The sequence below is a fragment of the Sodalis sp. RH22 genome, from assembly GCF_047324165.1.
Classification (GTDB): Bacteria; Pseudomonadota; Gammaproteobacteria; order Enterobacterales; family Enterobacteriaceae; genus Acerihabitans.
Genome location: NZ_CP178731.1, coordinates 2,471,256 through 2,496,768 on the forward strand (window position 1 = coordinate 2,471,256; position 25,513 = coordinate 2,496,768).

Genomic DNA, 25,513 nt, shown 5'->3' on the forward strand with positions numbered 1-25,513 from the left:
TTTCCCACGAAACTGTTTCGCTGGGAAACCACAGGCCTTGCCCCGCACGGTAATAGCGTAAAAAAGTGATGAAACTTTCGTCTTGACCCTTTTTTCGTCGCAAAAGCTTTTTTTCGCCTCTTTGCTATAAATTCCTACACAAAGCCCCATCGAATACCATAAACTCAATATGTAAAACTTTGTTTCTAACCCCCCTTAATGAAGGAGTTGGGATGCATCATGCCACACCGCTCATTAATACCATCGTGGGAGGACTGGTCCTGGCTTTCCTGCTGGGCATCCTGGCTAACCGCTTTCGCATTTCACCCCTGGTAGGCTACCTGGCGGCCGGCGTGCTGGTCGGTCCGCATACCCCCGGTTTCGTCGCCGATACGTCGCTGGCCCCCGAACTGGCCGAGCTGGGCGTGATTTTGCTGATGTTCGGCGTGGGGCTGCATTTTTCGCTGAAAGACCTGATGGCGGTGAAATCCATCGCCATTCCCGGCGCCATCGCCCAAATTGCGGTGGCAACGCTCCTGGGCATGACCTTTTCCCTGGTCATGGACTGGACCCTGGCCAATGGGCTGGTGTTCGGGCTATGCCTGTCCACCGCCAGCACCGTGGTGCTGCTGCGCGCGCTGGAGGAGCGGCAGCTTATCGATAGCCGGCGTGGCCAAATCGCCATCGGCTGGCTGATTGTCGAAGATCTGGTCATGGTGCTGACGCTGGTCTTGCTGCCGGCCTATGGCAAGCTGCTCGGCGGCGAAAGCGAAACGATGCGGCAGGTGTGGCTGGATCTCGCGCTGACGCTTGGCAAAGTGGCGGCCTTTATTACTTTGATGATCGTGGTGGGGCGGCGGATTGTGCCGTGGGTACTGGCGAAAAGCGCCAGTACCGGCTCCCGTGAGCTGTTCACGCTGTCGGTGCTGGCCATGGCGCTGGGCATCGCCTTCGGCGCGGTGGAATTGTTCGGCGTCTCGTTTGCGCTGGGCGCGTTTTTCGCCGGCGTGGTGTTGAATGAATCGGAGCTAAGCCATCGCGCCGCCCATGACACATTGCCGCTGCGGGACGCGTTTGCCGTGTTGTTTTTTGTCTCGGTGGGTATGCTGTTCGACCCGCTGATCGTTATCCACGAGCCGCTGGCGGTGCTGGCCACCCTGGCCATTATCCTGGTCGGGAAATCGGCGGCGGCGTTTGCGCTGGTAAAAATCTTTGGTCACTCCAGTCGTACCGCCATGACCATTTCAGTCAGCCTGGCGCAAATAGGCGAGTTCGCTTTTATTCTGGCGGGACTCGGCATTTCACTTGGCATGTTATCGCCGCAGGGGCAGAACCTGGTGCTGGCCGGGGCGATTTTGTCGATTATGATCAACCCGCTGATGTTTGCCCTGCTTGAGCGCTATCTGGCACGGCATGATAGCGAGGACGAAAAAACCGCCGAAAGGCAGGCCGGGGAGGAGATCCAGCAGCCGATGGAAGTGTGTCATCACGCGCTGCTGGTCGGTTACGGCCGGGTCGGCAGCCTGATCGGGGCGAAACTGGCCGAGGCGGGCATGCCGATGGTGGTGATTGAACATAACCGGGCGCGTGTGGATACGCTGCGCGGCCAGGGAATCAATGTCGTGCTGGGCAATGCCGCCAAGCCGGAAATCCTGTCCCTCGCGCGCCTGGACTGCGCCAGCTGGCTGTTGCTGACCATCCCAAATGGGTTCGAGGCCGGGGAAATCGTCGCCCTGGCGCGGGAAAAACGCCCTGATCTGCGCATTATCGTGCGCGCGCATTATGACGACGAGGTGGCGTATATTACCGAACGCGGCGCCACCCGGGTGGTGATGGGCGAGCGGGAAATCGCATCCAGCATGATTGCCCTGCTCCAGTTGGACGCCGCCAAAATCCCCTACTGATCCTTAGCGCAACTGCTCGCTGACCAGTTGGCGCATCATGTCGATGTGGGCGGGGTCGTCATTCAGCGCCGGGATATAGTGGAAGGCGTCGCCGCCGGCGTGGGTGAAAATTTCACGATTCTGTTCCTTGATTTCTTCCAGCGTCTCAAGGCAGTCGGAGGAGAATCCCGGGCATATCACCTGGATATGCCGGATGCCCTGCGCCGGCAGGTCTTTGAGTGTCAAATCGGTCGCCGGCGTCAGCCAGGGATCGCGGCCAAAGCGCGATTGGAAGGTCATCATCACCTTTTCCGGCGGAAAATCGAGCGCGGCCACCAGCGCGCGACGGGTGTCCTCGCAGCGCAGCGGGTAGTCGTCCCCTTCGCGGGCGTAGCGTTGCGGGATGCCGTGAAACGAGATCACCAGGCGATCCGGTTCGCCGTGTTCGGCGAAAGACCGGCGGACGCTTTGCGCCAGCGCGGCGATATAGGCCGGATGCTCGGCGTAGTCGCGGATAAAGCTGATGGACGGCAGGGACCGGTAGCGGCCAAGGATGCGCGCCACTGCATCCCAGATGGACGCGCTGGTGGAACTGGAGTACTGCGGGTAGAGCGGCAGGATCACCAGTTTGGTGATACCGGCCCCCAGCAGGCGTTCGAGCGCCGCCGGCAGCGACGGACTGCCATAACTCATCGCCAGCTCCACCTGCGCGTCCGGCAATACGGCGGCCAGTGCCGCCTGCTGGCGCCGGCAAAATACCATCAGCGGCGATCCTTGTTCCATCCAGATGCTTTTATACAATTTGGCTACCCGGGGTGAGCGCAGCGGCAGTATGACGCCGCGCAGCAACGGCCACCACAGGATACGCGGGGTATCCACCACGCGCCGGTCGCTGAGAAATTCGGCCAGGTAACGCCTTACGGCCTGGGGTGTCGGCGCCTCCGGCGTGCCCAGGTTTACCATCAGCACGCCATATTTTTCCTGTTTCATTCCCTGCCCTTCCTTATATGGTCAATAAGCCAATTCCCTGTATTTAAAAGGGATTAACCGGCGGTTATCGCCAAGTTATTGTAGCGCAAAAGTGGCGGCCGGAAATTGTTATCGGCGCCGGGGATGCAAATCATTACGATAGGCGGCAGGGCGATGATCGTGGGGAGAGAGGCATTGGCGGAGGCGCGGCGGACAAGAGGCGCCAGGCGTAGATACCGCCTGGCGTATAATGCGCGGTAATCAGCCCAGGATCGCGGCCAGTTCTTTGCTGACGGCGGCGACCGGTTGGGTGCCGTCGATTTTACGGTACTGGGTGTGGCCGGCTTCAGCTTCTTTCAGGTAATAGCCAATCAGCGGCGCGGTTTGCTGATGGTATTCCACCAGGCGTTTGCGCACGGTTTCTTCCTGATCGTCTTTGCGGGTGGTGAGCGGCTCGCCGGTGACGTCATCCTTGCCTTCGTGTTTTGGCGGATTGAATTTGACGTGATAGACGCGCCCCGACGGCGCATGGACACGGCGGCCGACGATGCGATCGATAATCAGTTCATCCGGCACGGCGAATTCCAGGACATAGTCGACGTTGATGCCGGCGTCCTTCATGGCGTCCGCCTGCGGAATGGTGCGCGGAAAACCGTCGAGCAGGAAGCCGTTGCGACAGTCGTCCTGTTTGATGCGTTCTTTGACCAGCGCAATCACCAGTTCGTCGGTGACCAGTTTGCCGGCGTCCATGATAGCTTTGGCTTTTTTACCCAGTTCGGATTGCGCTTTTACCGCGGCGCGCAGCATGTCGCCGGTGGAAATCTGCGGTATGCCGTACTTTTCCATAATGAATTGTGCTTGAGTGCCCTTACCAGCGCCCGGAGCGCCCAGCAGAATGATACGCATTGCGTAAATCCCCTTGCTAACAAATGTAAAAAAATAAGAAAACGCTAAACCTTACCACTACTGGGTATGTTTCCTCAAGGAAAGGGCGCAGGGAGAGACGGTTTAACGGCGCTTTCAGAATCCACCCCATTGGCACGCTCTCCCTTGAACACGTCTGCATTAACCGCAGTGTTGGCGGGCATACTGCGCCATGGGGCGCTTTCCCTTGAACACGTCTGCTTTAAACCCGGTGTTGGCGGGCATATCGCGCCATGGGGCCTCGGTCGGGCGGGAACACCACGCCCGATTCGACCCCATTGGCACGCTCTCCCTTCAACACGTCTGCTTTAAGCCCGGTGTTGGCGGGCATATCGCGCCATGGGGCGCTCGGTCGGGCGGTAACACCACGCCCGATTCGACCCCATCGGCACGGTCTCCCTTAAACACGTCTGCTTTGAGCCCGGTGTTGGCGGGCCTACCATGCCATGGGGCGCTCGGTCGGGCGGGAACACCACGCCCGATTCGACCCCATTGGCACGGTCTCCCTTGAACACGTCTGCTTTAAGCCCGGTGTTGGCGGGCATACCGCGCCATGGGGCGCTCGGTCGGGCGGTAACACCACGCCCGATGCGACCCCATTGGCACGCTCTCCCTTGAACACGTCTGCTTTAAGCCCGGTGTTGGCGGGCATACCGCGCCATGGGGCCTCGGTCGGGCGGGAACACCACGCCCGATTCGACCCCATTGGCACGGTCTCCCTTGAACACGTCTGCTGTAAGCTCGGTGTTGGCGGGCATACCGCGCCATGGCGCGCTCGGTCGGGCGGGAACACACGCCCGATTCGACCCCATCGGCACGCCCTCCCTTGAACAGATCTGCGTTGAGTTCGGTTTGGCGCATGTTTTTCCATAGTATAAGGGCCAGGTTAACCTGGCCCTTAGTGTGCTGGTAAATATACCCGCGCGGCGTTATGCGCTCAGCAGTTGGTTCATGCGGCGGATAAACTGGTTAGGATCGTCCAGGGTGCCGCGTTCCGCCAGCAGCGCCTGATCGAACAGCAGCTCAATCCATTCGTTGAAGTGGCTCTCTTCGTTAATGTCGGCGGCGCGTTTGACCAGCGCATGATCCGGATTGAGTTCAAATATGTATTTGATCTCGGGCGCGGCCTGGCCGGCGGCGGCAAACAGCTTCGCCATTTGGGTGGTCATATCGTCGGCCGCGGTGGTGACGATGGCCGGGGTATCGGTCAGGCGGTGCGTGAGACGCACGTCCTTGACGCGATCGCCCAGGAAAGTCTTGACGCGCGTGACAAACGGCTCAAGCGCTTTTTCCGCGTCTTTTTGTTCCTCGGCGGTCTCTTCGTCGGCCAGCTTGTCGAGCGTGGCGTCGGTTTTGCTTACCGACTGGAATGGTTTACCTTCAAACTCGGTCAGGTAGCTCATCATCCATTCGTCAATGCGGTCGGAAAGCAGCAGGACTTCGATGCCCTTTTTGCGCAGCAGTTCCAGATGAGGGCTGCTCTTGGCGGCCGCGTAACTGTCGGCGGTGATGTAATAGATCTTTTCCTGGCCTTCCACCATGCGTCCCAGATAATCCTGCAGCGATACGGTTTGCGCCGAGCTGTCGGTATGGGTGGACGCAAAGCGCAGCAGCTTGGCGATGCTTTCGGCGTTGGCGGTATCCTCGCCCGGGCCTTCTTTCAGCACCAGGCCGAACTGCTGCCAGAATTTCTGGTAGCTTTCGGCATCGTCCTTGGACAGCTTATCCAGCATCTGCAGCACGCGCTTGGTCAGCGCGCTTTTCAGGTTCTGGGTAACGCGGTTATCCTGGAGGATTTCACGGGAGACGTTCAGCGGCAGATCGTTGGAGTCGATCAGGCCTTTGACGAAGCGCAGGTAGTTAGGCATAAACTGCTCGGCGTCGTCCATGATAAAGACGCGCTGGACATAGAGCTTCAGGCCATGTTTATGATCGCGGTTCCACATATCCCACGGCGCCTGGCCCGGTATATACAGCAGGCTGGTATATTCCTGCTTGCCTTCGACGCGATTATGGCTCCAGATCAGGGGATCGCTGAAGTCGTGGGAGAGGTGTTTGTAGAATTCTTTGTATTCCTCGTCGCTGATTTCGCCCTTGCTGCGCGTCCACAGCGCCTGGGCTTTATTAATCTTTTCCCAGGTGACGGTGGCTTCTTTTTCTTCTTTAGCGGCATCGGCATCGGCATCAGCGGCTTCATCGTCCACGGCCTCCGCCTGGGCGCGGGTTTCGATCTCGACAGGCAGGGCGATATGATCCGAATATTTGCTGATGATGCTGCGTAAACGCCAGTCATCGAGGAATTCGTCTTCGCCTTCGCGCAGATGCAGGGTGATTTCGGTGCCGCGTTCGGGTTTGGTGATATCGGCAATGGTGTAATCGCCTTCACCGGCTGATTCCCAGAAAACCCCTTCATCGGCGGAAGCGCCGGCGGCGCGGGTGCGCACCGTGACTTTATCGGCCACGATAAAAGCGGAATAGAACCCGACGCCGAACTGGCCGATCAGCTGGCTGTCCTTGACCTGATCCGAACCCATGGACTCAAGGAAAGCCTTGGTGCCGGATTTGGCGATCGTACCCAGATTGTCGATAACCTCTTCGCGCGTCATGCCGATGCCGTTGTCGCTCAGAGTCAGGGTGCGTGCTTCTTTGTTGCTTGACAGGCGTACCCGTAGCTCGCCGTCCCCCTCATAGAGCTCCGGCTGGGATAAAGCGCGAAAACGCAGTTTATCCGCCGCATCCGAAGCGTTGGAGATCAGTTCGCGTATAAAAATTTCTTTATTGGAATAAAGTGAGTGGATCATCAGCTGAAGCAATTGTTTAACTTCAGATTGGAATCCGCGGGTTTCTTGTCCTTTCATATTTATACTTACCTCAATCCAAATAGCTATCAATCAGGCGGGTGTAGATACTGCAATGATGAACAGATGGGGATTGCGGCGCAGGAATTCAAGCACAAAAGGTAAAAAAAGGGGCGGAAAAGACGGCGCGGACGCGCCGCCGATTTAAAATTTAATCGGGTGGCGTCCCGCCAGCGAATGGGACAGCGTGGTACCATCGACCATTTCCAGCTCACCGCCCACCGGCACGCCGTGGGCGATACGGGTAGCCAGGACTTCAAAATGGGCGCACATCTCGGCAATGTAATTGGCGGTGGCGTCGCCTTCCACCGTGGGATTAGTGGCCAGGATCACCTCGGCGATATCCTCGCTTTCCAGGCGCTCCTGCAGGCGATCCAGGCCGATATCGTCCGGACCGATGCCGTCCAGCGGGGACAGATGCCCCATCAGCACAAAGTAGCGGCCGGCGAATTGCCCGGTCTGCTCGATGGCATGAATATCCGCCGGGCTTTCCACTACGCAGATCTGCCGGGTTTGCCTGCGCCTGGGATTGGCGCAGATGGTGCAGATGTCCTGCTCGGTAAACGTCCGGCAATCGGCGCAGTGGCCGATCTCAGACATGGCGCGGGTGAGCGCCTGCGCCAGACGCATACCGCCGCTGCGATCCCGCTGCAGAAGCTGGAAGACCATGCGCTGGGCCGATTTCGGCCCGACGCCGGGCAAGCAGCGCAAGGCTTCGGTTAACGCCTCTAGCAATGGACTGGTTTGCATCAGAACGGCATTTTAAAACCAGGAGGAAGCTGCATGCCGCTGGAGACGGTAGCCATCTTTTCCTTCTGGGTTTCGGCAATACGGCGCGCCGCGTCGTTAAAAGCCGCCGCGATCAGATCCTCGAGCATATCCTTGTCGTCGTCCAGCAGGCTGGGATCGACTTCAACACGACGGCAGTTATGCGCGCCGTTGATGGTAACCTTGACCAGGCCTGCCCCAGATTCGCCGGTAACTTCCAGTTGGGCGATCTCTTCCTGCATCTGCTGCATTTTTTCCTGCATCTGCTGGGCCTGCTTCATCAGATTGCCCATTCCGCCTTTACCAAACATACATTTCCCTCTCTCGTAGCGTCGAACCGCAGGCGGCATCTCTCTACGCGCCGTGCGGCAGTTAAACAGGACGGATGCTATCTTCATCCAATTCGGCATCAAAAAAACGCTGAAGCGTCTGGATATTATTATCCGCGATAATCGCCTGGCGCGCCTGCATCAATTTTTCTTCATATATGGCCTGTCGCCATTCCAGCGGGGTACGTATCGCCGGATTATCATCTGTCACCACGGTTAATTCAACCGGAGCGCCGAGTTCTGTGCTTAGGGCCTCGGCCAGCGTTCCCTGGGAAATGGGGGAATTAAGGTGCTGCTGCGCGGAACGCAGGTGCAGGCAGACCTTGCCCGGCGCCAGATCTTCCCGGAAGGCGTTTAACGCCAGTTGCTGTACCAGCTTGGGGATCTTTAGCCTGTCCACCAGCGCCGCCCAAGGATCGCGCACGATGGATTCCTCGGCCAGGCGGGCCGCCAGCTCAGGCGTTTTTTCATGCTCCAGCGCCGTGCGCAGGGCCTTGGGCGTCGCCACCGGATCGCTGTCCTGCGTGGTCTGAATACTGGCCTTCCAGCGATAGGCCTCCGGTTTGACGGCTTTGGCGGTCCCTGGCTCCTTGCCGCCGGCGGCCTGCCGCTGCTGGGCCTGTTCGCTGACCGTGGCCAGGCGCTCCAGGGCGCTGTTCGCGGGCCGTGGCCTGGCCGGCGATGTATCGTTCTTTTTTACGTTTTGGTTGCCGTGGCGTTGTAATAACGCGGTGCGCGCCAATAGCAATTGCGCGGTACTGTCCGGCAGCGACGCCGGCGCCGCAGGCCGATCCGCGGAGGCCGGCGCGGGAACATGCCCGGCCGCGTCATCCGCCTGATAAGCGTACCTATCATCACCGGCATCGTCGGATGCCGGGTCGCCGGCCATATTCGCGTACTGCTCGGCGGCGCTGACCCAGTCATCCGGCATATCGGCGCCGGCATCGTCCCGCATTTGGGGCGTGGGGATGGAAACCGCCTGCCCGGCATGGCCCGGCGACGGCGCGCCATGTTCCAGGCGCGGCGGCCTGGCCTGATCCGACGGTGGCGCGGCGTTTACCTGAGGGGTCGGTCTGGCCTGATCCGACGGCGGCGCGGCGTTGACCTGAGGGGTCGGCCTGGCGTGATCCGACGGCGGCGCGGTGTGTACCTCAGGGGTCGGCCTGACCTGATCCGACGGCGGCGCGTCGTTATGCGGCGTCATTTGCCGGCCACGACCAGGCGCGGGAACCGCGTTATCGGGCGCCGGCTGCCGGTTATTTGTACGTTCCGGAGCTAGAGCGACGGATTCAGCCGTTTTTTTTTCCGTGTTCTCCCCCGCCTGCGGGGTGAGATCAATGATGCGCGGGTGGAACGCCAGCGCGCGCAGCAGGGTCATTTCGACCCCCATGCGGCGATCGGGGGCAAACGGCAGCTCTTTGCGTCCCACCAGCAGCGTTTGGTAATAAAGCTGCAAATCCGCCGGGGGAACGATCCGCGCCAGCTCACGCAGCCGGGGCGCGATGGCGGCGTCATCCTCGTCATCCAGGGCATCCGCAACCAGTTGACCCATGGCGATATGGTGCAGCAGCTGGAGCATATCCACCAGCAGGGTTTCCCAGTCCACGCCGCGGGAGGCGCACTGGGCCAGCTGCGCCATCATGGCGTTGCCGTCCGCCGCCGCCAGAGCCTCTATCAGCGCCAGGGGTTGTTCAGTGTTAAGGGTACCCAGCATGTCGCCCACGGTCTGGGTGGTGACCTGCCCCATACCCATGGCGATTGCCTGATCGGTCAGGCTCAGGGCGTCGCGCAGGCTGCCGTCGGCGGCGCGGGCCAGTAGCTGGAGGGCGCGCGGCTCGCTGTCGATATTCTCTTCACGCAGGATATGCTCTAACTGCGCGCGAATCTGGCCGATATCCAGCGCCTTGAGATGAAACTGCAGGCAGCGGGACAGGATGGTTACCGGCAGCTTTTGCGGGTCGGTGGTCGCCAGCAGGAATTTCACATGGGACGGCGGTTCTTCCAGCGTTTTCAGCAACGCGTTGAAGCTATGCCGGGAGAGCATGTGCACTTCATCGATCAAATAGACCTTGAAGCGGCCGCGCGCCGGCGCATATTGCACATTGTCCAGCAGATCCCGGGTGTCCTCCACCTTGGTGCGCGAGGCGGCGTCGATTTCAATCAGATCGACAAACCTGCCCTGCTCGATTTCACGACAGTTGGCGCATTGACCGCAAGGGCTGGCGGTGATGCCGGTTTCGCAATTAAGCCCCTTGGCCAGCAGGCGGGCGATAGTGGTCTTGCCGACGCCGCGGGTACCAGAAAACAAGTAGGCGTGATGGACCCTGCCCAGTGAAAGGCCATTGGTCAGCGCCGTCAGAACATGTTCCTGACCTACTACATCTGAAAACGTCTGCGGACGCCATTTACGGGCAAGAACCTGATAGCTCATGGGTCGCGAAATATGTCGGTGGACAGGGAGGTCATGCTAACACAGCCTCGCACCGGAGCGCGAGGCTGATATGATCAGTGCCCGGCGAAACCCACCAGGCTGTAACTATTGACGGCCAGGCGCTGCAGGCGCGCTTCGCCGCCGAGATCGGCCAGGTTGATAATAAACGCCGCGTCCTTGACCTCACCGCCCAGCCGGCGGATTAATTTTATCGTAGCCTCGATAGTACCGCCGGTGGCAAGCAGGTCGTCGACCACCAGTACCCGATCCCCTGGCGCGATGGCGTCCTGATGGATTTCCAGCTTATCGACGCCGTATTCCAGCTCGTAGCTTTCGCTCAGCACCGCGCGCGGCAGCTTGCCAGGCTTGCGCACCGGCACGAATCCCAGCCCCAGCGCCAGCGCCACCGGCGCGCCGAACAGGAAACCGCGCGCTTCGGTGCCCACCACCTTGGTCAAGCCGTGGCCGCGATAGTGATTCACCAGCAGTTCGATACTGGCGGCATAGGCCTGGGGATTTTCCAGCAGGCTGGTGATATCCCGGAAAAAAATACCCGGTTTGGGGTAATCGGGAATCGTTTTGATACTGTTTTTGATCAATGCTAGCTGTTCGGCCATCGCGGTCATAATGTATGCGCCTGAAACGAAAGAAATCATAATCCGCGCGGACGCGTTATCCTGAACAACCACGGTACATCGCGTTTTAACATGGGCTGGCAGGACCGACCGCGCACGAAAGCGCTCAAATCTATGCAAACTGGCGGAAAAATGCAACCACCGAGGGCGACTCATTTAGCCTTTTGTTGCGTAAAGTCAACCATGGACGCACGGCGTGATTTCCGGCCTATTCCGTACCGGTTTTGCATCCCTGTTAACATACCGCGGCCCCGGAATATTTTCATCTTTCTTTGCCCGCCGGCGCGCTGTTCAGGACAGGCGCGAACGCGGTATCATGGCGGCGACAGGTTAATATCTTTTTTTTCGCGGTTTTTACTCAGGAGAAGGGCGTGCATTCATCCAAGCTCCTCGTCACGTTAAGCGACCAGTTCAACACGCTGGCCGGGCGGATCGAGGCGGCCGGACAGGAGACGGTGTCCCAGTCCCGCTTTGACCACCAGCTTTTCCAGAGCCGGGGAACCCGCCTTGACGACTATCTGGCCGAAAGCCGCCAGACATTGCAGCGCCTGACGCTGACCGTCGAGCAGGGTTACACCGAGCGGGTGGCCTGGCTGGCGCAGCGGCTTATCGATCAAATGACCGCCCTGGCGCGGGAACTGGCCACACAGGACTTGCGGCGCGGCCAGCCTGCCAAGGCCGCGCCGGTGGATTATTACGCCCGGCTGAATGAACATCAGGACTATGAGCGCCGGCTGCTGTCCATGATCCGCGACCGGGACAGCCTGCGGCAAAGCACGGGCGATTATGCCCGTGCCCAGCAGTTGCAACAGGAAATCGCCGCCCTTGAAGGCCGGCTGGCCCGCTGCCGGCAGGCGTTGGCGCGCATTGAGCGTCTGATCGAGCGCAGGGAGAATGGACTGGAAAAGGGTTGATAGCACGTGCTGTCACATTTTGTTTATTCGCTCATTATAAATTGCTTCATGTTTTCATCTATACTGGTAGTTTTCGTCTACTCGACAACGCATTCAGGAGAGACCTGTGGCGCTGGAAGATGAATCCCCCGAGATTAAACTGGCGGTCGATTTGATTATGCTGCTGGAGAGTAACGATATGGAGCCGGAGCTGGTGTTGGCGGCCCTGGAAATTGTGAAAAACGATTATGTCATCAAGGCGCGCCGCGGGGAAGAATAACCCTGCCCCAGCCGGGCGGCTACTGCGGCAGCGCCGCCGGGTCGTGACGCAGGTTAGGGCTTAGCCGCAGCATATCCATAAAGGCGGCGATCAGGATGCGGGAGCCGCCAGCCAGATCAAAGGTGCCGGGCACGAACAGCCAGTTTTCCATCAACCCGGTCATATAGGCGCGCAGCAGGATGGCGGCGCGGCGGCAGTGCAGACCGGCCGGCAGTTGACCGCATTCTATGCACCGGTTGAGCGTCTCTTCAATGCGTTCATAACATTCGGCGTATAATCCTTTGCGGACTTCCTGGAACAGTTCCATTTCTCCGACAAATTCACATTTATGAAAAACAATTTCCATTAAGGCGCGCCATTCGGTATTGGATACGGTGGACTGCAGAATGTAAATCAATGTCTCGGTTAAGACATGTAGTGGATCGTCGGGAAATTTTGCCTGATACTCTAGCTCTAATGCCAATATCCTAGCTTCAGCGGCATGCCAGATCTCATTAAATAACTCGACTTTATTCTTGAAATGCCAATAAATAGCACCACGGGTTACCCCTGCCACCGTTGCGATATCGGTGAGCGACGTTGCGGAAACCCCGCGCATTGAGAATTCCTGGACTGCGGCATCCAGAATATGCTGGCGCGTTTCCTGGGCCTGCTGTTTGGTTTTTCGTGCCATAGCGCTTTTTTTGGTTGTCTTTAGATTTACATACATTCGCGAATGTATGTACCATAGCATAAGGCTAATTGTTACGCAGCAATGGGTTTGTAGGCTTGTGATCAATTGATCAATTTTTTCAAATCGGACTCTTGAGGTTTATCTATGAACAAAAACAGAGGGATTTTGCCTCTGGCAGCCGTTCTGATGCTTTCAGGCAGCTTTATTCTCATTGGATGTGACAATAAAGACGCTAAACAGGCAGGAAATCAGCAACAGGCCCCGGAAGTTAGTGTGGTGACGGTAAAAAAACAATCATTGAATGTCACAACTGATCTGCCTGGTCGTACCGCCGCTTTCCGTGTTGCCGAAGTCCGGCCCCAGGTTAATGGCATTATCTTAAAACGCAATTTTGTCGAAGGCAGCGACGTGCAGGCCGGCGTCTCCCTCTATCAAATTGATCCGGCAACCTATAAAGCGGCGTATGACAGCGCCAACGGCGACTTAGCCCAGGCGCAGGCCAATGCCAATATCGCCCGTGTCACCGTCAACCGTTATAAAAAACTGATCGCCACCAACTTTGTCAGCCGTCAGGACTACGATACGGCGGTCGCCACCATGCAGCAGAACGACGCCGCGGTGCTTGCCGCCAAAGCGTCGCTGGAAAGCGCGCGCATCAACCTGGCTTACACCAAGGTCACCTCGCCTATCAGCGGCCGCATCGGTAAATCCGCCTATACCGAAGGCGCCCTGGTCACCAATGGCCAGACCACCGCCATGGCCACCGTTCAGCAGTTGGATCCGCTCTATGTGGACGTAACCCAGTCCAGCAACGATTTCCTGCGCTTAAAACAGGAACTCGACAGCGGCGCCCTCAAACAGAAGGACGGAAAAGCGGCCGTGCGGCTGCTGATGGAAGACGGCAGCGAATACCCGCAGCCCGGCACCCTGGAATTCTCCGATGTCAGCGTGGATGAAACCACCGGCTCCATCACCCTGCGCGCCATTTTCCCCAACCCGCAGCATAGCCTGCTGCCCGGTATGTTTGTCCGCGCCCGTCTGGAAGAAGGGACCAACGACAATGCGTTACTGGTGCCGCAGCAGGGCATAACCCGCAATCCCCGAGGCGAAGCGACCGCAATGGTGGTGGGTCCTGACAATAAGGTTGCCGTACGCCAAATCACCGCCCAACAGGCGATCGGCGATAAATGGCTGGTCACCGCCGGCTTACAGGAAGGCGACCGCGTGATTGTCAGCGGCCTGCAGAAAGTCAAGCCGGGTGTGCAGGTCACGGCCAAGGAAGCGACTGATGAACCGGCACAACCGCAGCCTGACGCCGCCAAAAAGTCTTAATAGGAACGGGTAAACGATATGGCTAAGTTTTTTATCGATCGCCCCATTTTTGCATGGGTGATTGCCATCATTATTATGCTCGCGGGCCTGCTGTCTATCTTGCAGCTGCCCATCGAGCAGTATCCGGCCATCGCGCCGCCGACCATCCGGGTCACCGCTACCTATCCGGGCGCCGACGCGACGACCCTGCAGGACAGCGTAACCCAGATTATCGAACAGAATATGAACGGTATCGATCATCTGCTGTATATGTCGTCCAGCAGCGATTCATCCGGTACCGCCACCATATCGCTGACATTCGATTCCAGCGCCAATCCGGATATCGCCCAGGTGCAGGTGCAGAACAAACTGCAGTTGGCCATGCCGCTGCTGCCCCAGGCCGTGCAGAGCCAGGGGGTGCAGGTACAGAAGTCCAGCGCCAGCTTCCTGATGGTGGCCGGGTTTATCAGCGACGATAAAAATGCCACCCAGCAGGATATCGGCGATTATGTCGGCTCCAAAATCAAGGATCCGATAAGCCGTACGCAGGGCGTGGGCGAAGTGCAGCTATTCGGCGCCCAATATGCCATGCGTGTTTGGATGGACCCCAATAAACTGAACAACTTCCAGCTTACCCCGGTGGATGTGGTCAGCGCATTGACGGTTCAGAACAACCAGATTGCCGCCGGACAGCTAGGCGGAGCGCCGGCGATTAAAGGCCAGCAGTTGAACGCCTCGATCATTGTGCAAAGCCGCCTGACCAACGCCGAGGAGTTCGGCAAAATCCTGCTCAAGGTCAACGCCGACGGCTCGCAGGTACGCCTGAAGGACGTGGCCAAGGTTGAACTGGCCGGGGAAAACTACGACGTTATCGCGCGCTTCAACGGCCAACCGGCCGCCGGGCTCGGGGTTAAACTGGCCACCGGCGCCAACGCCCTTGATACCGCCGACGCGGTTAAAGCGGAGCTGGCCCGGCTGCAGGCGGATTTCCCGACGGGATTAAAAGTCGTTTATCCGTACGACACCACCCCGTTTGTGAAAATCTCCATCCAGGAAGTGGTGAAGACCCTGGTGGAAGCGATCATCCTGGTGTTCCTGGTCATGTATCTGTTCCTGCAGAACTTCCGCGCCACGCTTATCCCGACCATTGCGGTGCCGGTCGTCTTGCTGGGCACCTTCGCCATACTGAGCGCGTTCGGCTATACCATTAATACCCTGACCATGTTCGCCATGGTGCTGGCGATAGGGCTCCTGGTGGATGACGCCATCGTGGTGGTGGAAAACGTCGAACGCGTCATGGGCGAGGAAGGCCTTAGTCCCAAGGAGGCGACGCGCAAATCCATGGGCCAGATCCAGGGCGCCCTGGTGGGCATCGCGCTGGTCTTGTCGGCGGTATTTGTGCCGATGGCCTTCTTCGGCGGGTCGACCGGCGCCATCTACCGCCAGTTCTCCATTACCATCGTCTCGGCGATGGTACTGTCGGTGCTGGTGGCCATGATCCTGACCCCGGCGCTGTGCGCCACCATATTAAAACCGGTCAAAAAAGGCGATCACGGCACCACCAAAGGCTTCTTCGGCTGGTTTAATAAAAAGTTCGATCAAAGCACCAATCATTATACCGACAGTATCGGCCATATCCTTAACAGCACCGGACGCTACCTGATCATCTATCTGCTGATTGTGGTCGGCATGGCGCTGCTGTTTATTCGCCTGCCCTCCTCCTTCCTGCCGTCGGAGGATCAGGGGGTTTTCCTGAATATGGCGCAGTTGCCGGCCGGGGCCACCCAGGAACGCACCCAGAAAGTACTGGACCAGATGACCCAGTATTACCTGACGAAAGAAAAGGATAACGTCAACTCGGTCTTTACCGTTAACGGCTTCGGTTTTGCCGGGCGCGGCCAGAACTCCGGCATCGCGTTCGTCAGCCTGAAAAGCTGGGATGAGCGTAAAGGGGCGGAAAATAAGGTCCCGGCGATCATTGCCCGGGCCAATGGGGAATTCTCTCAGATAAAGGACGGTATCGCCCTGGCGTTTAACCTGCCGGCCATCGTTGAGCTGGGTAATGCTACCGGCTTCGACTTCGAGTTAATCGATGAGAACAACCTGGGGCATGCCAAGCTTACCGAGGCGCGTAACCAGCTGTTCGGTATGATTGCGCAGCATCCCGATACCTTAGTGGGCGTGCGGCCAAATGGCCTGGAGGATACGCCGCAGTTCAAGCTGGATGTGGATCAGGAGAAGGCTTCGGCGTTGGGCGTCTCGCTGGATGATATCAACACCACTCTGGGCGCGGCCCTGGGCGGTAACTATATCAATGACTTTACCGATCGCGGCCGAACCAAAAAGGTCTATGTGCAGGGCGACGCGCAGTACCGTATGCTGCCGCAGGACATAGGCAACTGGTTTGTGCGCGGCACCAATGGACAGATGGTGCCGTTATCGGCGGTGTCCACCTCGCACTGGCAGTATGGCTCGCCGCGCCTGGAGCGTTATAACGGCTTGCCCTCGATGGAAATCCAGGGTGAGGCGGCGCCGGGCAAGAGTACCGGTGAAGCCATGGCGCTGATGGAGGAACTGGTGGCTAAGCTGCCCGCCGGCGTAGGCTACGATTGGACGGGGATGTCCTATCAGGAACGGCTATCCGGCAACCAGGCCCCGGCGCTGTACGCCATCTCGCTGATCGTGGTGTTCCTGTGCCTGGCGGCGTTGTATGAAAGCTGGTCCATCCCCTTCGCGGTGATGCTGGTGGTGCCGTTGGGCGTGGTCGGGGCGCTGCTGGCCGCCACTTTCCGCGGTATGAATAACGACGTCTATTTTGTGGTGGGGCTGCTGACCACCATCGGGCTGTCGGCGAAAAACGCCATTCTTATCGTCGAGTTCGCCAAGGACTTGATGGACAAGGAAGGCAAGGGATTGGTTGAGGCGACATTAGAGGCGGTGCGCATGCGTTTGCGTCCCATCCTGATGACGTCGCTGGCCTTTATCCTCGGCGTATTGCCGCTGGCCATCAGCACCGGCGCGGGGTCGGGCTCGCAAAACGCCGTCGGCACCGGGGTAATCGGCGGTATGATCACCGCCACCTTGCTGGCAATATTTTTCGTACCGGTGTTTTTTGTCGTGGTTCGCCGCCGCTTCGGTAACAAAAGCGACGAACAGCGGGAACAGGATCGCCCGGTGAATAATCCTCAGTTGGATAATCCGCACCGTTAAGCACCGTTTAACCATCGGGCCGTTGACGCGGCCTGATGGTTCAGTCAAGTCCCGAGCCGCGCAAGCGGCTTTTTTTATGTCTGGCTTAGGCCGACGGCTTGAGGGGGCTTGACCCGATGGAGAAAAAGAGGATAATAGTTATGATATAACATAACGAAATGAGGTGAGATATGAAACCTGGCATCCATCCCGACTACCGTACCGTGGTGTTTCACGACACCAGCGCGGATGCGTATTTTAAAGTGGGTTCGACCATCAAGACCGACCGTACCGTGGAGCTGGACGGGAAAACATTCCCCTACATCACGGTGGAGGTGTCATCCGAATCCCATCCCTATTACACCGGCAAGCAGCGGATCGTGGATAAAGAAGGCAGCACCGCGCGCTTTAACCAACGCTTCGGCCGTTTTTTCACCAAGTAGTCACTATTAGAAGAGGCGTGGTTATCATGCAGGTATTAAGCTCGTTGCGTTCCGCCAAGACGCGTCATCCGGATTGTAAAGTCGTTCGCCGTCGCGGCCGCATTTACGTCATCTGCAAATCCAATCCCCGCTTCAAGGCGGTCCAGGGCGGGAAAAAGAAAAAATAACCGGCGCCGGTTACTCAGCCGGTCAAAGGCCTCCGCTGGAGGCCTTTTGTTTGCCGCCGGCGCGGCCGGCGATGGCGGCACGCAGGTTATTTTTTTGCCTTGCCGGCAGTGAAATAATGCCGGCGCAAAATCATGGTGAAACTGCCGCGCGGTCCTAACAGTACCGAAATAAAAAAGATCAGGCTGGCGGTAAGCACAATGGCCGGGCCCGCCGGAATCGAGGCGTAGAACGACCACAGCAGCCCTACCCAGGCGCTAAGCAGGCCAATCAACAACGCTATCAGCAGCGTGCCCGGCAGATGCCCGGACCAACAGCGGGCGGCCACCGCCGGCAGCATCATGAGTCCCACCGACATCAGGGTGCCGAGAATTTGAAAACCCGCCACCAGGTTAAGCACCACCAGCGCCAGGAATAAGGCATGGATCAGGCGGGGATAACCGCGAACGTTTATGCGCAGGAACGCCGCGTCGAAGGCCTCAATAATCAGCGCGCGATACATCAGCGCCAGGCAAAGCAGCGTAACGGTGGCAATCAGGCCGACAAACAGAATGGCCTGGCTATCGACCGCCAATACGGTGCCAAATAACAGATGAAGCAAATCGACGCTGGACCCGCGCAGGGATACCAAGGTCACGCCCAGGGCCAGCGATCCCAGATAAAAACCGGCAAAGCTGGCGTCTTCCTTCAGGACGGTGAGCGAGGTCACCCAGCCGGACAGCACCGCGACCAGTAATCCGGCGATAAATCCGCCGATGCCCATGGCCATCAGCGACATGCCCGACAGCAGATAACCGATGGCGACGCCGGGCAATATCGCGTGTGATAAGGCATCCCCCACCAGGCTCATCCTGCGTAGCGACAGGAAAACCCCCAGCGGAGTGGAACTGAGCGAAAGGGCAAAACAGGCCACCAGCGCACGCCGCATAAATCCAAGCGAGAGAAAGGGGTCGAATAAGAGGTGAAGGATCATGATGCGGCCTGATGGAAGCAACGATCGGTGGACCAGGCGGCCCGGGGAGAAAACGCGTCCGCGAGGATCGCGTCTGTCGCCCCCCAGCGCGTGTGCCGGCCGGACAGCAGCAGGGTTTGTGGAAAACGACGGACTACCAGGGCGTCGTCGTGCAGTACCACGATAATGGTGTGGCCGGCCTTATGAAGCTGGTCGATGACATCCATCAATAATGCGCAGGTTGGACTGTCAATCCCGCTGAAAGGCTCATCCAGCAATATCAGCGGCGCCTGCTGCACCAGAAGGCGGGCGAACAGCATACGCTGGAACTGGCCGCCTGATAGTATTTCAATCGGGCTCGTTGCCATTGATCCCAGACCGACGCGATCCAGGGCGTCATGGATGCGCGCCATGGCCGTCTTGTTAATACGCCGCAGCAATCCGATGGCCGGCCAACAGCCCATAGCGACCACTTCAAACACCCGCAACGGAAACTGACGGTCCAGCTCTGACTGCTGTGGTAAATAGGCGATACGGGGTTTTTGCCCTGCCGAGAACGAAAGGCTGCCGCCGATAGCCGGCAAAAGTCCGGCAATGGTTTTCAACAGGGTCGATTTACCGGTGCCGTTGGCGCCGATAACCGCGGTCAGGCTGCCGGCCTCGAATTTGCCGTCCAGGGCGTCGATAATAGCGTGCCCGTGGTAGCCGATACATAACTGTTCAAATGTCATCATGGCAGTAAGGATGCCCAAAAGATACCCAGCCAGAGGACACACAGCAGGGCCAGGCCAAATCCTATGCGCCGTAACCCGGAGGCGCACATCAGATTGTCAGGCGTGGGGTCGGTGGTTTTGCTGATAGAGGATCGCATGAAAACATGCCTTCATAAAATGTTATACTATAACATATCACGTACTGGGAGGCTTGCCAACATCCCTCCGGCGTTTAACTGTTAAGGAACCGCCGGGTTTGAACGGTTTAGCAACGTATTGTCATAATTTTATGGCAATAAGGGATGAGTATTGCGACAAGAAATGGTAAAAATAAATATAATAAATACCATAGCGGCGGAAATGAGTGTTTACCCGTTGCTTGCTGTGTGCAAATAGCTGCTTTATCACCACCACGTTGACTGCTGGTAACCATCGTCGCCCACAGGCTTTCACCGTTTGTGCAATTAGTGTTAATGAAATTGCAATAGGATATGACGGTAAGATAATGTAAGCTGATAGTGCCAAACTGCATAAAATCTTCTATCTTTAAATAGGGCGCGGGAACGCCGATGATACGTGGGCGTGCCTCAATCCCATCTTAAAGATGACGGTAATTTGTTTAGCGTTAGGAGGGCTGATATGGATGAGTATTCACCCAAACGACATGATATAGCACAGCTTAAATACCTCTGTGGCAATCTGTATGATGAGGGCATTGCCAGTTTGGGCGATAGCTACCATGGGTGGGTTAATGACCCGGCATCGGCGATTAATTTACAGATGAATGAATTAATCGACCATATTGCATCTTATGTGGTCATTTTTAAGCTTAAACATCATAATGAAAGCGATTTGGTCGATCATGTAGAAACCTTCCTGGACGATACTTTTACCTTATTTAGCAGCTACGGTATCAATAATCTGGATGTGCAACGGTGGCGCAAAAGCCGTTCACGGCTATTCGGAACTTTCTCAGAGACTGAACTCTGTATTTCCTGAAATAGTAAATGATATTTTAACATATGAGAGAACCCAAAAGGCCAATATGAACAAGATCGATTATTTAATGCGGTTACGCAAATGCAGAACCCTGGAGACGCTGGAGCGGGTGATAGAGAAAAACAAATATGAACTGTCCGACGACGAACTGGAGATATTCAACTCTGCGGCCGACCATCGTCTCGCGGAACTGACCATGGACAAACTCTATGATAAAGTTCCGGTATCGGTCTGGAAGTATGTTCGTTAAACAGCCATTAAGTGATACTTAATATCAACATTAATAAAAATTTATGTTCATATAGGTGTATTTATCACTCCTTTTTTATCACCGGCTATTCCGTGTTGTGACGCAGATTATCGCGCTCCCCAAGTGTAAACGTGCGCTCTTATGCGTGTTGACGCGCCCCGGGTATGCCCTGGATTGGTAATAAAAACACGAATAAATATGCCATAGCAGCTATCACGGCGTAATGCCGGATAGCCAGTGCTTTATTTTAATAGACGCTATTATGCAAGGTATTCCATCCTTTAATTTTTCCCGGCAATATATCAACGGACGTTATTTCATCGACAAGCGCCATAGAACATCCTATTGGCCCGGGCTATCGACTAATTAATAACGGCGGCTGGTTGAAAAAACAGCGGACCTGGCATCCATAAAGAAGCATTGATGAAAAATGGGAGAATAATGGTGGGGCGTTTGATTGGGTGGAGGCCCCGCCAGCAACATCCCGGCACACACGTCGCCTGCTACGGCTGCTTCCTTCCGGACCTGACCGAGTTCACAAGTTAGTGTTGCGGGAGCACCAACGGGGCCTCCATTGACGGCTCGTTTTTCCCGAGCGCGGGGCATTATCAATGATGCCCCGCGCAATTGCAAGCCGATACGCGCCAAGCGCTGTTTTCTTGGGCAATCGCCATCCGCGCCGTGGCCCTGTCCTATTTTAAATCCTTTTTGACCCTGCCGGGTTATGCCAATATGCTGCCTTGGGCTTAATGAATTCTGTGCCATACGATGAATGAACCAATTGATACGTTTCGCCAGCGGGTATTCCAGATTGTCGCCGCCATTCCTTCCGGCCACATTGCCACCTATGGCGATGTGGCCCGGCTGGCGGGATCTCCGCGCGCCGCCAGGCAGGTCGGGGGCATACTGAGCCGGTTGCCCGCGGGTAGCCGCCTGCCATGGCATCGGGTGGTCAACCGGCACGGCGGCATTTCACTGGCGGGCGAAGATTATGAACGGCAGAGAACCGCCCTGGAAGCGGAGGGCGTGGAATTCGGGCGCGGCGGAAATATCGACTTGTCCCGCTATCGCTGGGTCTTGTAAAACGCCGGCCAGGCTGGAACAGCGGGCCAGGGAGAGGAGAGGCCGCGACACGTTAAATACCTTAGTCCTGGCGGGGATGATGATTTGTCGCCATGGCGCTAGGGCGTGAGCGCGTCTCACCTCCCTGTGAGACACTCAACCTATCGCCACCAGAGGCGTTGTTCAGTGTTGTTCAGTAACGTCTCCAGCCGTTGTGCCCACGCACGCGACGCTTTAGCCGGCATAAACGCCGCCAACACCGCGGCGTTTAGCACCATCCCAAGAGACCTTACAACTGGTTAGGCGCGGGAACACTGCTGGCCGGCGCCACCTGGGTGGGAGAGGTCAGCGGCACGGTAGATGCCGCCGCGGCGCGTGTCGGCATGGCCACGGCTTCCACCGGCACCAGCGTCAGATCCTGTTTGGTGCCGCCGTTGTTGATAACCGTCTTCACCTGCTCGGTAATAAACATTAACCGGCCATCGACGGTAATCGCCGCGCTTAGCAGGATGCGCGCATTGGGCTGTATTTGCGCCGGATTAAACGGCAACACAAAGCTGAACGGCGCCTGCTTACCTTCCGTGCGTACCACACGTTGCGCAATGACGGTAGACGGCGTATCGCTTATCGAGGCATCGGACAGCGTTACGGTCAATACCGCGTCGGGAGGCAATGCGATCCGTTGCCTGATCCAAACGGTGCCGGAAACGCTGGGTTGCCTTAACGCTTCGGCTTGTTCAGCGGTGCCCGGGGTTTTGAACGCCGGGGTAGCCACCTGATGGCCTTTATCAGCGCATCCCGCCAAGGTGACCGCTAGCGCAGCGCCACCTACTACTTGCCAGAGTTTCATGATTTATCTCTCCTTCTTATTATTAGCTCATCATTTCACCGATACCAAGCGGCGGTGAAGTCTTGGTGGCTGAACCACCTAATGATTTAATCATGGCACAGAATCCTGATATTTTCCTGTCGGTTGCATTCGCACCGGACACGTTTGCGGTTATGCTCATTAAAGCGGGCTGTCATGGCCGGCCTGGGAGGTTCGGCGCCCCGACGCTATGCCGGCACCCGTCATGCGTTTACCCGCAGTGAAGACCCTGGTTACTGGAGCGTAGTTATGACCCGTAAAATCGATCATCTATTGAATCTGATCACCCTGGAAAAGCTGGAGGAAGGCCTTTTTCGCGGTCAAAGCGAGGATTTGGGCCTGCCGCGGGTCTTCGGCGGGCAGGTGGTGGCCCAGGCTTTGTACGCCGCACGGCAGACGGTCCCCCCGGCGCGGCATGTCCATTCCTTTCACAGCTATTTTTTACGCCCCGGCGACGTCAGCTTGCCCATTGTCTATCAGGTGGCCGAGCTGCGCGATGGCAACAGTTTCAGCGCCCGTCATGTCAGCGCCATTCAGCAGGGCCTGCCGATATTTTACCTGACGGCCTCGTTTCAGGCGGAAGAAACGGGCTTTGAGCACCAAAGCCCGATGCCCCAGGTGCCCGCCCCCGAGGGGTTGCCCTCGGAGCGGGATATCGCGCTGCCGCTGGCCGCCGGTCTGCCCGAGCCGCTGCGGCGAAAACTGACCGGTGAAAAGCCGATAGAAATGCGTCCGGTTGTTTTCCATAACCCGTTTAAAGGCGCCGTGGAAAAACCCGTGCGTTATGTTTGGCTGCGGGCTGCGGGCACACTGCCGGATGATCGTGAATGCCATCAATTCCTGCTGGGCTACGCGTCCGATTTTAACTTCCTGCCCACAGCGCTCCAGCCGCATGGCGTGGGGTTTCTTGAGCCCGGGGTGCAAATCGCCACCATTGATCATTCGATGTGGTTCCATCGCCCTTTTCGTTTTGACGATTGGCTGTTATATGCGATAGAAAGCCCTTCGGCGTCCGGCGCGCGGGGATTTGTGCGCGGACAGATTTTCCGCCGCGACGGGGTGCTGGTAGCCTCGACGGCGCAGGAAGGCGTGATGCGGCACCATGGGGTGTGAACCCACCCGGCCCGCCCGGCGCTTTGCGCAAATGAAAACAGGGGCGATAAATCGCCCCTGCTGATTTTCCATGGCCGGTTATCGTGCCCCGGCGCTGCATAGAAAATTATTCGTTATAGGCATTTTCGCCATGGCTGTTGACGTCCAGGCCTTCGCGTTCCTGTTCTTCGGACACACGCAGACCCACCACCATATCGGCAATCTTGAAGCCAATAAAGGCCACGACGCCGGACCAGACCAGACAGACGATCACGCTGAACAGCTGAACCCAGAGCTGGTGCCCCATGGTAACACCCTGAGCGTAACCCACGCCGCCGAGCGAGGCGGAAGTGAATACGCCGGTCAGCAGGCAGCCTACGATACCGCACACGCCGTGCACGCCGAATACGTCGCAGACATCATCCACCCGCAGCCATTTTTTCAGGGCAACCACACCCCAAAGCCCGGCTACGCCGCCCACCAAGCCAATGACCAGTGCGCCACCGACGCCGACGGTGCCGGCGGCAGGAGTGATGGCGACCAGACCGGCGATACAACCGGAGCAGGCGCCCAGCAAGGAAGGCTTGCCGCGCAGCATCCACTCAACAAACACCCAGGACAGGATGGCGCCGGCGGTAGCCATGACGGTATTGAGGAAAGCCAGTGCGGCAATTTCGTTGGCGGCGCTGGCGGAACCGGCGTTGAAGCCGAACCAGCCGACATACAGGATCGCGGTACCGGTAAAGACCATCGGCAGGTTATGCGGCTTAAACGCTTCCTTGCCGAAACCTGAGCGTTTGCCCAGCATATAGGCACCCACCAAACCGGCACTCGCCGCATTGATATGAACGACAGTACCCCCGGCGAAGTCCAGCGCGCCCTGCGCCGCCAGATAACCGCCTGCCCAAACCATATGCGCCATCGGCAGGTAGGAAAAGGTCAGCCATACCAGCACAAAAATCAGCACCGCGGAGAAACGAATACGTTCCGCCAGGGCGCCGACAATCAGACCGACGGTAATACAGGCAAACGAACATTGAAACGCGACGTGGATCAGTTGATAGAACGTACCGGTCAGCGCCGTCAGCTCAATATTCTTCAACATGGTCCAACCGAACCCGCCGAAAAACGGATTGCCCTCGCTAAAGGCCAGGGAGTAACCGTAAATCAGCCACAGCACGCAGACCATGGCGAAGGTGACCGCAACCTGGGTCAACATCGACAGCACGTTTTTGGCGCGCAGCAGGCCGCCGTAAAACAAGGCAATCCCCGGTAAAGTCATAAACAGCACCAAAGCGGTGCTTATCATCATAAAAGCGTTATCGGCCTTGTCAGCAACAGGCGCTGCGGCCATGGCCCATGTCGGCAACAATGCTACTGCGCCGAGGCTGGTCAATGAGACAAGTTTCTTCATTTTCATTCATCCCTATCCACAAAATTCGCGCGTGTGTGTCGTTAAAGTGCTGCTTCGTCGGTCTCTCCGGTACGAATCCGGATGACCCGTTGTAGCTCAGCAACAAAAATCTTGCCGTCGCCGATCTTTCCGGTATACGCCGCTTTACTGATGACATCGATAACTTCATCTAGCTGATCGTCGGCAATGGCGATATCAATTTTTACCTTGGGCAGGAAATTAACGCTGTATTCGGCCCCGCGATACAGCTCTGCATGGCCCTTTTGCCGTCCAAAGCCTTTGACCTCGGTGACCGTCAGCCCTTGAATGCCCACAGCAGAAAGCGCTTCTCGCACGTCTTCTAATTTAAATGGTTTAATCACCACGGTTACCAGCTTCATATGTTCCCCCTCAAGAATTTGGATCTGAACTCGCGATCGCTACGCCTGAGTAA

General features: G+C 57.5%; 24 protein-coding genes and 1 other RNA gene. 11 read left to right on the top strand and 14 right to left on the bottom strand.

The features are described 5' to 3' along the window. The first annotated feature begins 212 nt into the window (after positions 1–212). A complete protein-coding gene (gene ybaL, locus ACL2XN_RS11370; RefSeq protein WP_413722268.1) occupies positions 213–1,883 on the top strand; it encodes a YbaL family putative K(+) efflux transporter in 1,671 nt (556 codons plus the stop codon). 3 nt (positions 1,884–1,886) lie between these two features. On the opposite strand, the gene hemH is transcribed toward ybaL, so the two are convergent. The 7 genes from hemH to apt form a co-directional block, all read right to left on the bottom strand. Continuing rightward, the gene (hemH, locus tag ACL2XN_RS11375) at positions 1,887–2,852 is read right to left on the bottom strand and encodes a ferrochelatase (protein WP_410016158.1); all 966 of its coding nucleotides are present in this window, start codon (positions 2,850–2,852) and stop codon (positions 1,887–1,889) included. A 240-nt stretch (positions 2,853–3,092) separates the two neighbouring features. Further along, positions 3,093–3,737 carry an adenylate kinase gene (adk, locus tag ACL2XN_RS11380; protein ID WP_413722267.1) on the bottom strand — a complete coding sequence of 215 codons (645 nt, stop codon included), beginning with the start codon at positions 3,735–3,737 and terminating at the stop codon, positions 3,093–3,095. A 947-nt stretch (positions 3,738–4,684) separates the two neighbouring features. After that, positions 4,685–6,613: a molecular chaperone HtpG gene (gene htpG, locus ACL2XN_RS11385; RefSeq protein WP_413730859.1), complete on the bottom strand. Its 1,929-nt coding sequence runs from the start codon at positions 6,611–6,613 to the stop codon at positions 4,685–4,687. Positions 6,614–6,757: 144 nt separating this feature from the next. Then, complete coding sequence (gene recR / locus ACL2XN_RS11390) at positions 6,758–7,363, bottom strand: recombination mediator RecR (RefSeq protein ID WP_410016161.1); 606 nt, start codon at positions 7,361–7,363, stop codon at positions 6,758–6,760. After that, positions 7,363–7,692 (bottom strand): YbaB/EbfC family nucleoid-associated protein, encoded by a 330-nt coding sequence (locus tag ACL2XN_RS11395; protein WP_410016162.1) that lies wholly within the window; start codon positions 7,690–7,692, stop codon positions 7,363–7,365. Before ACL2XN_RS11395 ends, recR begins: the two co-directional genes overlap by 1 nt. 61 nt (positions 7,693–7,753) lie before the next feature. Further along, a complete protein-coding gene (dnaX, locus tag ACL2XN_RS11400; RefSeq protein ID WP_413722266.1) occupies positions 7,754–10,141 on the bottom strand; it encodes a DNA polymerase III subunit gamma/tau in 2,388 nt (795 codons plus the stop codon). A 74-nt stretch (positions 10,142–10,215) separates the two neighbouring features. Then, complete coding sequence (apt, locus tag ACL2XN_RS11405; RefSeq protein WP_410016164.1) at positions 10,216–10,767, bottom strand: adenine phosphoribosyltransferase; 552 nt, start codon at positions 10,765–10,767, stop codon at positions 10,216–10,218. A 380-nt stretch (positions 10,768–11,147) separates the two neighbouring features. On the opposite strand from apt, the gene priC reads away from it, so the two are divergent. Together priC and ACL2XN_RS11415 are read left to right on the top strand one after the other, a co-directional pair. Next, positions 11,148–11,690: a primosomal replication protein PriC gene (priC, locus tag ACL2XN_RS11410; protein ID WP_413730860.1), complete on the top strand. Its 543-nt coding sequence runs from the start codon at positions 11,148–11,150 to the stop codon at positions 11,688–11,690. A gap of 106 nt (positions 11,691–11,796) precedes the next feature. Further along, positions 11,797–11,949: a DUF2496 domain-containing protein gene (locus ACL2XN_RS11415; RefSeq protein ID WP_410016166.1), complete on the top strand. Its 153-nt coding sequence runs from the start codon at positions 11,797–11,799 to the stop codon at positions 11,947–11,949. A 19-nt stretch (positions 11,950–11,968) separates the two neighbouring features. Here ACL2XN_RS11415 and acrR read toward each other — a convergent pair whose 3' ends face one another. Next, complete coding sequence (gene acrR / locus ACL2XN_RS11420; RefSeq protein ID WP_410016167.1) at positions 11,969–12,622, bottom strand: multidrug efflux transporter transcriptional repressor AcrR; 654 nt, start codon at positions 12,620–12,622, stop codon at positions 11,969–11,971. A 144-nt stretch (positions 12,623–12,766) separates the two neighbouring features. Here acrR and ACL2XN_RS11425 point away from each other — a divergent pair, with 144 nt between their 5' ends. The 4 genes from ACL2XN_RS11425 (at position 12,767) to ykgO (ending at position 17,732) form a co-directional block, all read left to right on the top strand. Continuing rightward, on the top strand, positions 12,767–13,954 hold the full coding sequence (locus ACL2XN_RS11425; RefSeq protein ID WP_410016168.1) for an efflux RND transporter periplasmic adaptor subunit: 1,188 nt from the start codon (positions 12,767–12,769) through the stop codon (positions 13,952–13,954). 18 nt (positions 13,955–13,972) lie between these two features. Then, positions 13,973–17,143: an efflux RND transporter permease subunit gene (locus ACL2XN_RS11430; RefSeq protein ID WP_410016169.1), complete on the top strand. Its 3,171-nt coding sequence runs from the start codon at positions 13,973–13,975 to the stop codon at positions 17,141–17,143. 170 nt (positions 17,144–17,313) lie between these two features. Next, on the top strand, positions 17,314–17,565 hold the full coding sequence (locus tag ACL2XN_RS11435; RefSeq protein WP_410016170.1) for a type B 50S ribosomal protein L31: 252 nt from the start codon (positions 17,314–17,316) through the stop codon (positions 17,563–17,565). Positions 17,566–17,591: 26 nt separating this feature from the next. Then, the gene (gene ykgO / locus ACL2XN_RS11440; protein WP_410016171.1) at positions 17,592–17,732 is read left to right on the top strand and encodes a type B 50S ribosomal protein L36; all 141 of its coding nucleotides are present in this window, start codon (positions 17,592–17,594) and stop codon (positions 17,730–17,732) included. A gap of 86 nt (positions 17,733–17,818) precedes the next feature. Here the strand turns inward: ykgO and ACL2XN_RS11445 are convergent, their stop codons facing one another. Then, positions 17,819–18,706, bottom strand: coding sequence for a metal ABC transporter permease (locus tag ACL2XN_RS11445; protein ID WP_410016607.1), 888 nt, complete (start codon positions 18,704–18,706; stop codon positions 17,819–17,821). Continuing rightward, positions 18,700–19,416 (bottom strand): metal ABC transporter ATP-binding protein, encoded by a 717-nt coding sequence (locus tag ACL2XN_RS11450; RefSeq protein ID WP_413722265.1) that lies wholly within the window; start codon positions 19,414–19,416, stop codon positions 18,700–18,702. Before ACL2XN_RS11450 ends, ACL2XN_RS11445 begins: the two co-directional genes overlap by 7 nt. Positions 19,417–20,034: 618 nt before the next feature. On the opposite strand from ACL2XN_RS11450, the gene tomB reads away from it, so the two are divergent. Then, a complete protein-coding gene (gene tomB / locus ACL2XN_RS11455) occupies positions 20,035–20,394 on the top strand; it encodes an Hha toxicity modulator TomB (RefSeq protein WP_162367726.1) in 360 nt (119 codons plus the stop codon). A gap of 46 nt (positions 20,395–20,440) precedes the next feature. Beyond that, positions 20,441–20,644, top strand: coding sequence for an HHA domain-containing protein (locus ACL2XN_RS11460; RefSeq protein WP_162367725.1), 204 nt, complete (start codon positions 20,441–20,443; stop codon positions 20,642–20,644). Between the two features lie 468 nt (positions 20,645–21,112). On the opposite strand, the gene ffs is transcribed toward ACL2XN_RS11460, so the two are convergent. Next, positions 21,113–21,209: signal recognition particle sRNA small type (gene ffs, locus ACL2XN_RS11465), an RNA gene on the bottom strand. A 203-nt stretch (positions 21,210–21,412) separates the two neighbouring features. On the opposite strand from ffs, the gene ACL2XN_RS11470 reads away from it, so the two are divergent. Beyond that, positions 21,413–21,727 carry an MGMT family protein gene (locus tag ACL2XN_RS11470; RefSeq protein ID WP_410016173.1) on the top strand — a complete coding sequence of 105 codons (315 nt, stop codon included), beginning with the start codon at positions 21,413–21,415 and terminating at the stop codon, positions 21,725–21,727. A gap of 268 nt (positions 21,728–21,995) precedes the next feature. Here ACL2XN_RS11470 and ACL2XN_RS11475 read toward each other — a convergent pair whose 3' ends face one another. After that, complete coding sequence (locus ACL2XN_RS11475) at positions 21,996–22,556, bottom strand: YbaY family lipoprotein (protein ID WP_410016174.1); 561 nt, start codon at positions 22,554–22,556, stop codon at positions 21,996–21,998. Positions 22,557–22,823: 267 nt separating this feature from the next. On the opposite strand from ACL2XN_RS11475, the gene tesB reads away from it, so the two are divergent. Continuing rightward, positions 22,824–23,687, top strand: coding sequence for an acyl-CoA thioesterase II (tesB, locus tag ACL2XN_RS11480; protein ID WP_410016175.1), 864 nt, complete (start codon positions 22,824–22,826; stop codon positions 23,685–23,687). Between the two features lie 106 nt (positions 23,688–23,793). Here tesB and amtB read toward each other — a convergent pair whose 3' ends face one another. Both amtB and glnK read right to left on the bottom strand, forming a co-directional pair. Next, entirely contained in the window at positions 23,794–25,080 is a 1,287-nt protein-coding gene (gene amtB / locus ACL2XN_RS11485) for an ammonium transporter AmtB (RefSeq protein WP_410016176.1), read from the bottom strand. A 41-nt stretch (positions 25,081–25,121) separates the two neighbouring features. After that, entirely contained in the window at positions 25,122–25,460 is a 339-nt protein-coding gene (glnK, locus tag ACL2XN_RS11490) for a P-II family nitrogen regulator (protein WP_009639071.1), read from the bottom strand. Between the last annotated feature and the right edge of the window lie 53 nt (positions 25,461–25,513).

Coding starts and splice junctions, on each gene's coding strand:
- ybaL (WP_413722268.1), top strand. CDS start 213: ATGCATCATGCCACACCGCTCATTAATACCATCGTGGGAGGACTGGTC.
- hemH (WP_410016158.1), bottom strand. CDS start 2,852: ATGAAACAGGAAAAATATGGCGTGCTGATGGTAAACCTGGGCACGCCG.
- adk (WP_413722267.1), bottom strand. CDS start 3,737: ATGCGTATCATTCTGCTGGGCGCTCCGGGCGCTGGTAAGGGCACTCAA.
- htpG (WP_413730859.1), bottom strand. CDS start 6,613: ATGAAAGGACAAGAAACCCGCGGATTCCAATCTGAAGTTAAACAATTG.
- recR (WP_410016161.1), bottom strand. CDS start 7,363: ATGCAAACCAGTCCATTGCTAGAGGCGTTAACCGAAGCCTTGCGCTGC.
- ACL2XN_RS11395 (WP_410016162.1), bottom strand. CDS start 7,692: ATGTTTGGTAAAGGCGGAATGGGCAATCTGATGAAGCAGGCCCAGCAG.
- dnaX (WP_413722266.1), bottom strand. CDS start 10,141: ATGAGCTATCAGGTTCTTGCCCGTAAATGGCGTCCGCAGACGTTTTCA.
- apt (WP_410016164.1), bottom strand. CDS start 10,767: ATGACCGCGATGGCCGAACAGCTAGCATTGATCAAAAACAGTATCAAA.
- acrR (WP_410016167.1), bottom strand. CDS start 12,622: ATGGCACGAAAAACCAAACAGCAGGCCCAGGAAACGCGCCAGCATATT.
- ACL2XN_RS11425 (WP_410016168.1), top strand. CDS start 12,767: ATGAACAAAAACAGAGGGATTTTGCCTCTGGCAGCCGTTCTGATGCTT.
- ACL2XN_RS11430 (WP_410016169.1), top strand. CDS start 13,973: ATGGCTAAGTTTTTTATCGATCGCCCCATTTTTGCATGGGTGATTGCC.
- ACL2XN_RS11435 (WP_410016170.1), top strand. CDS start 17,314: ATGAAACCTGGCATCCATCCCGACTACCGTACCGTGGTGTTTCACGAC.
- ykgO (WP_410016171.1), top strand. CDS start 17,592: ATGCAGGTATTAAGCTCGTTGCGTTCCGCCAAGACGCGTCATCCGGAT.
- ACL2XN_RS11450 (WP_413722265.1), bottom strand. CDS start 19,416: ATGATGACATTTGAACAGTTATGTATCGGCTACCACGGGCACGCTATT.
- tomB (WP_162367726.1), top strand. CDS start 20,035: ATGGATGAGTATTCACCCAAACGACATGATATAGCACAGCTTAAATAC.
- ACL2XN_RS11460 (WP_162367725.1), top strand. CDS start 20,441: ATGAACAAGATCGATTATTTAATGCGGTTACGCAAATGCAGAACCCTG.
- ACL2XN_RS11470 (WP_410016173.1), top strand. CDS start 21,413: ATGAATGAACCAATTGATACGTTTCGCCAGCGGGTATTCCAGATTGTC.
- ACL2XN_RS11475 (WP_410016174.1), bottom strand. CDS start 22,556: ATGAAACTCTGGCAAGTAGTAGGTGGCGCTGCGCTAGCGGTCACCTTG.
- tesB (WP_410016175.1), top strand. CDS start 22,824: ATGACCCGTAAAATCGATCATCTATTGAATCTGATCACCCTGGAAAAG.
- amtB (WP_410016176.1), bottom strand. CDS start 25,080: ATGAAGAAACTTGTCTCATTGACCAGCCTCGGCGCAGTAGCATTGTTG.
- glnK (WP_009639071.1), bottom strand. CDS start 25,460: ATGAAGCTGGTAACCGTGGTGATTAAACCATTTAAATTAGAAGACGTG.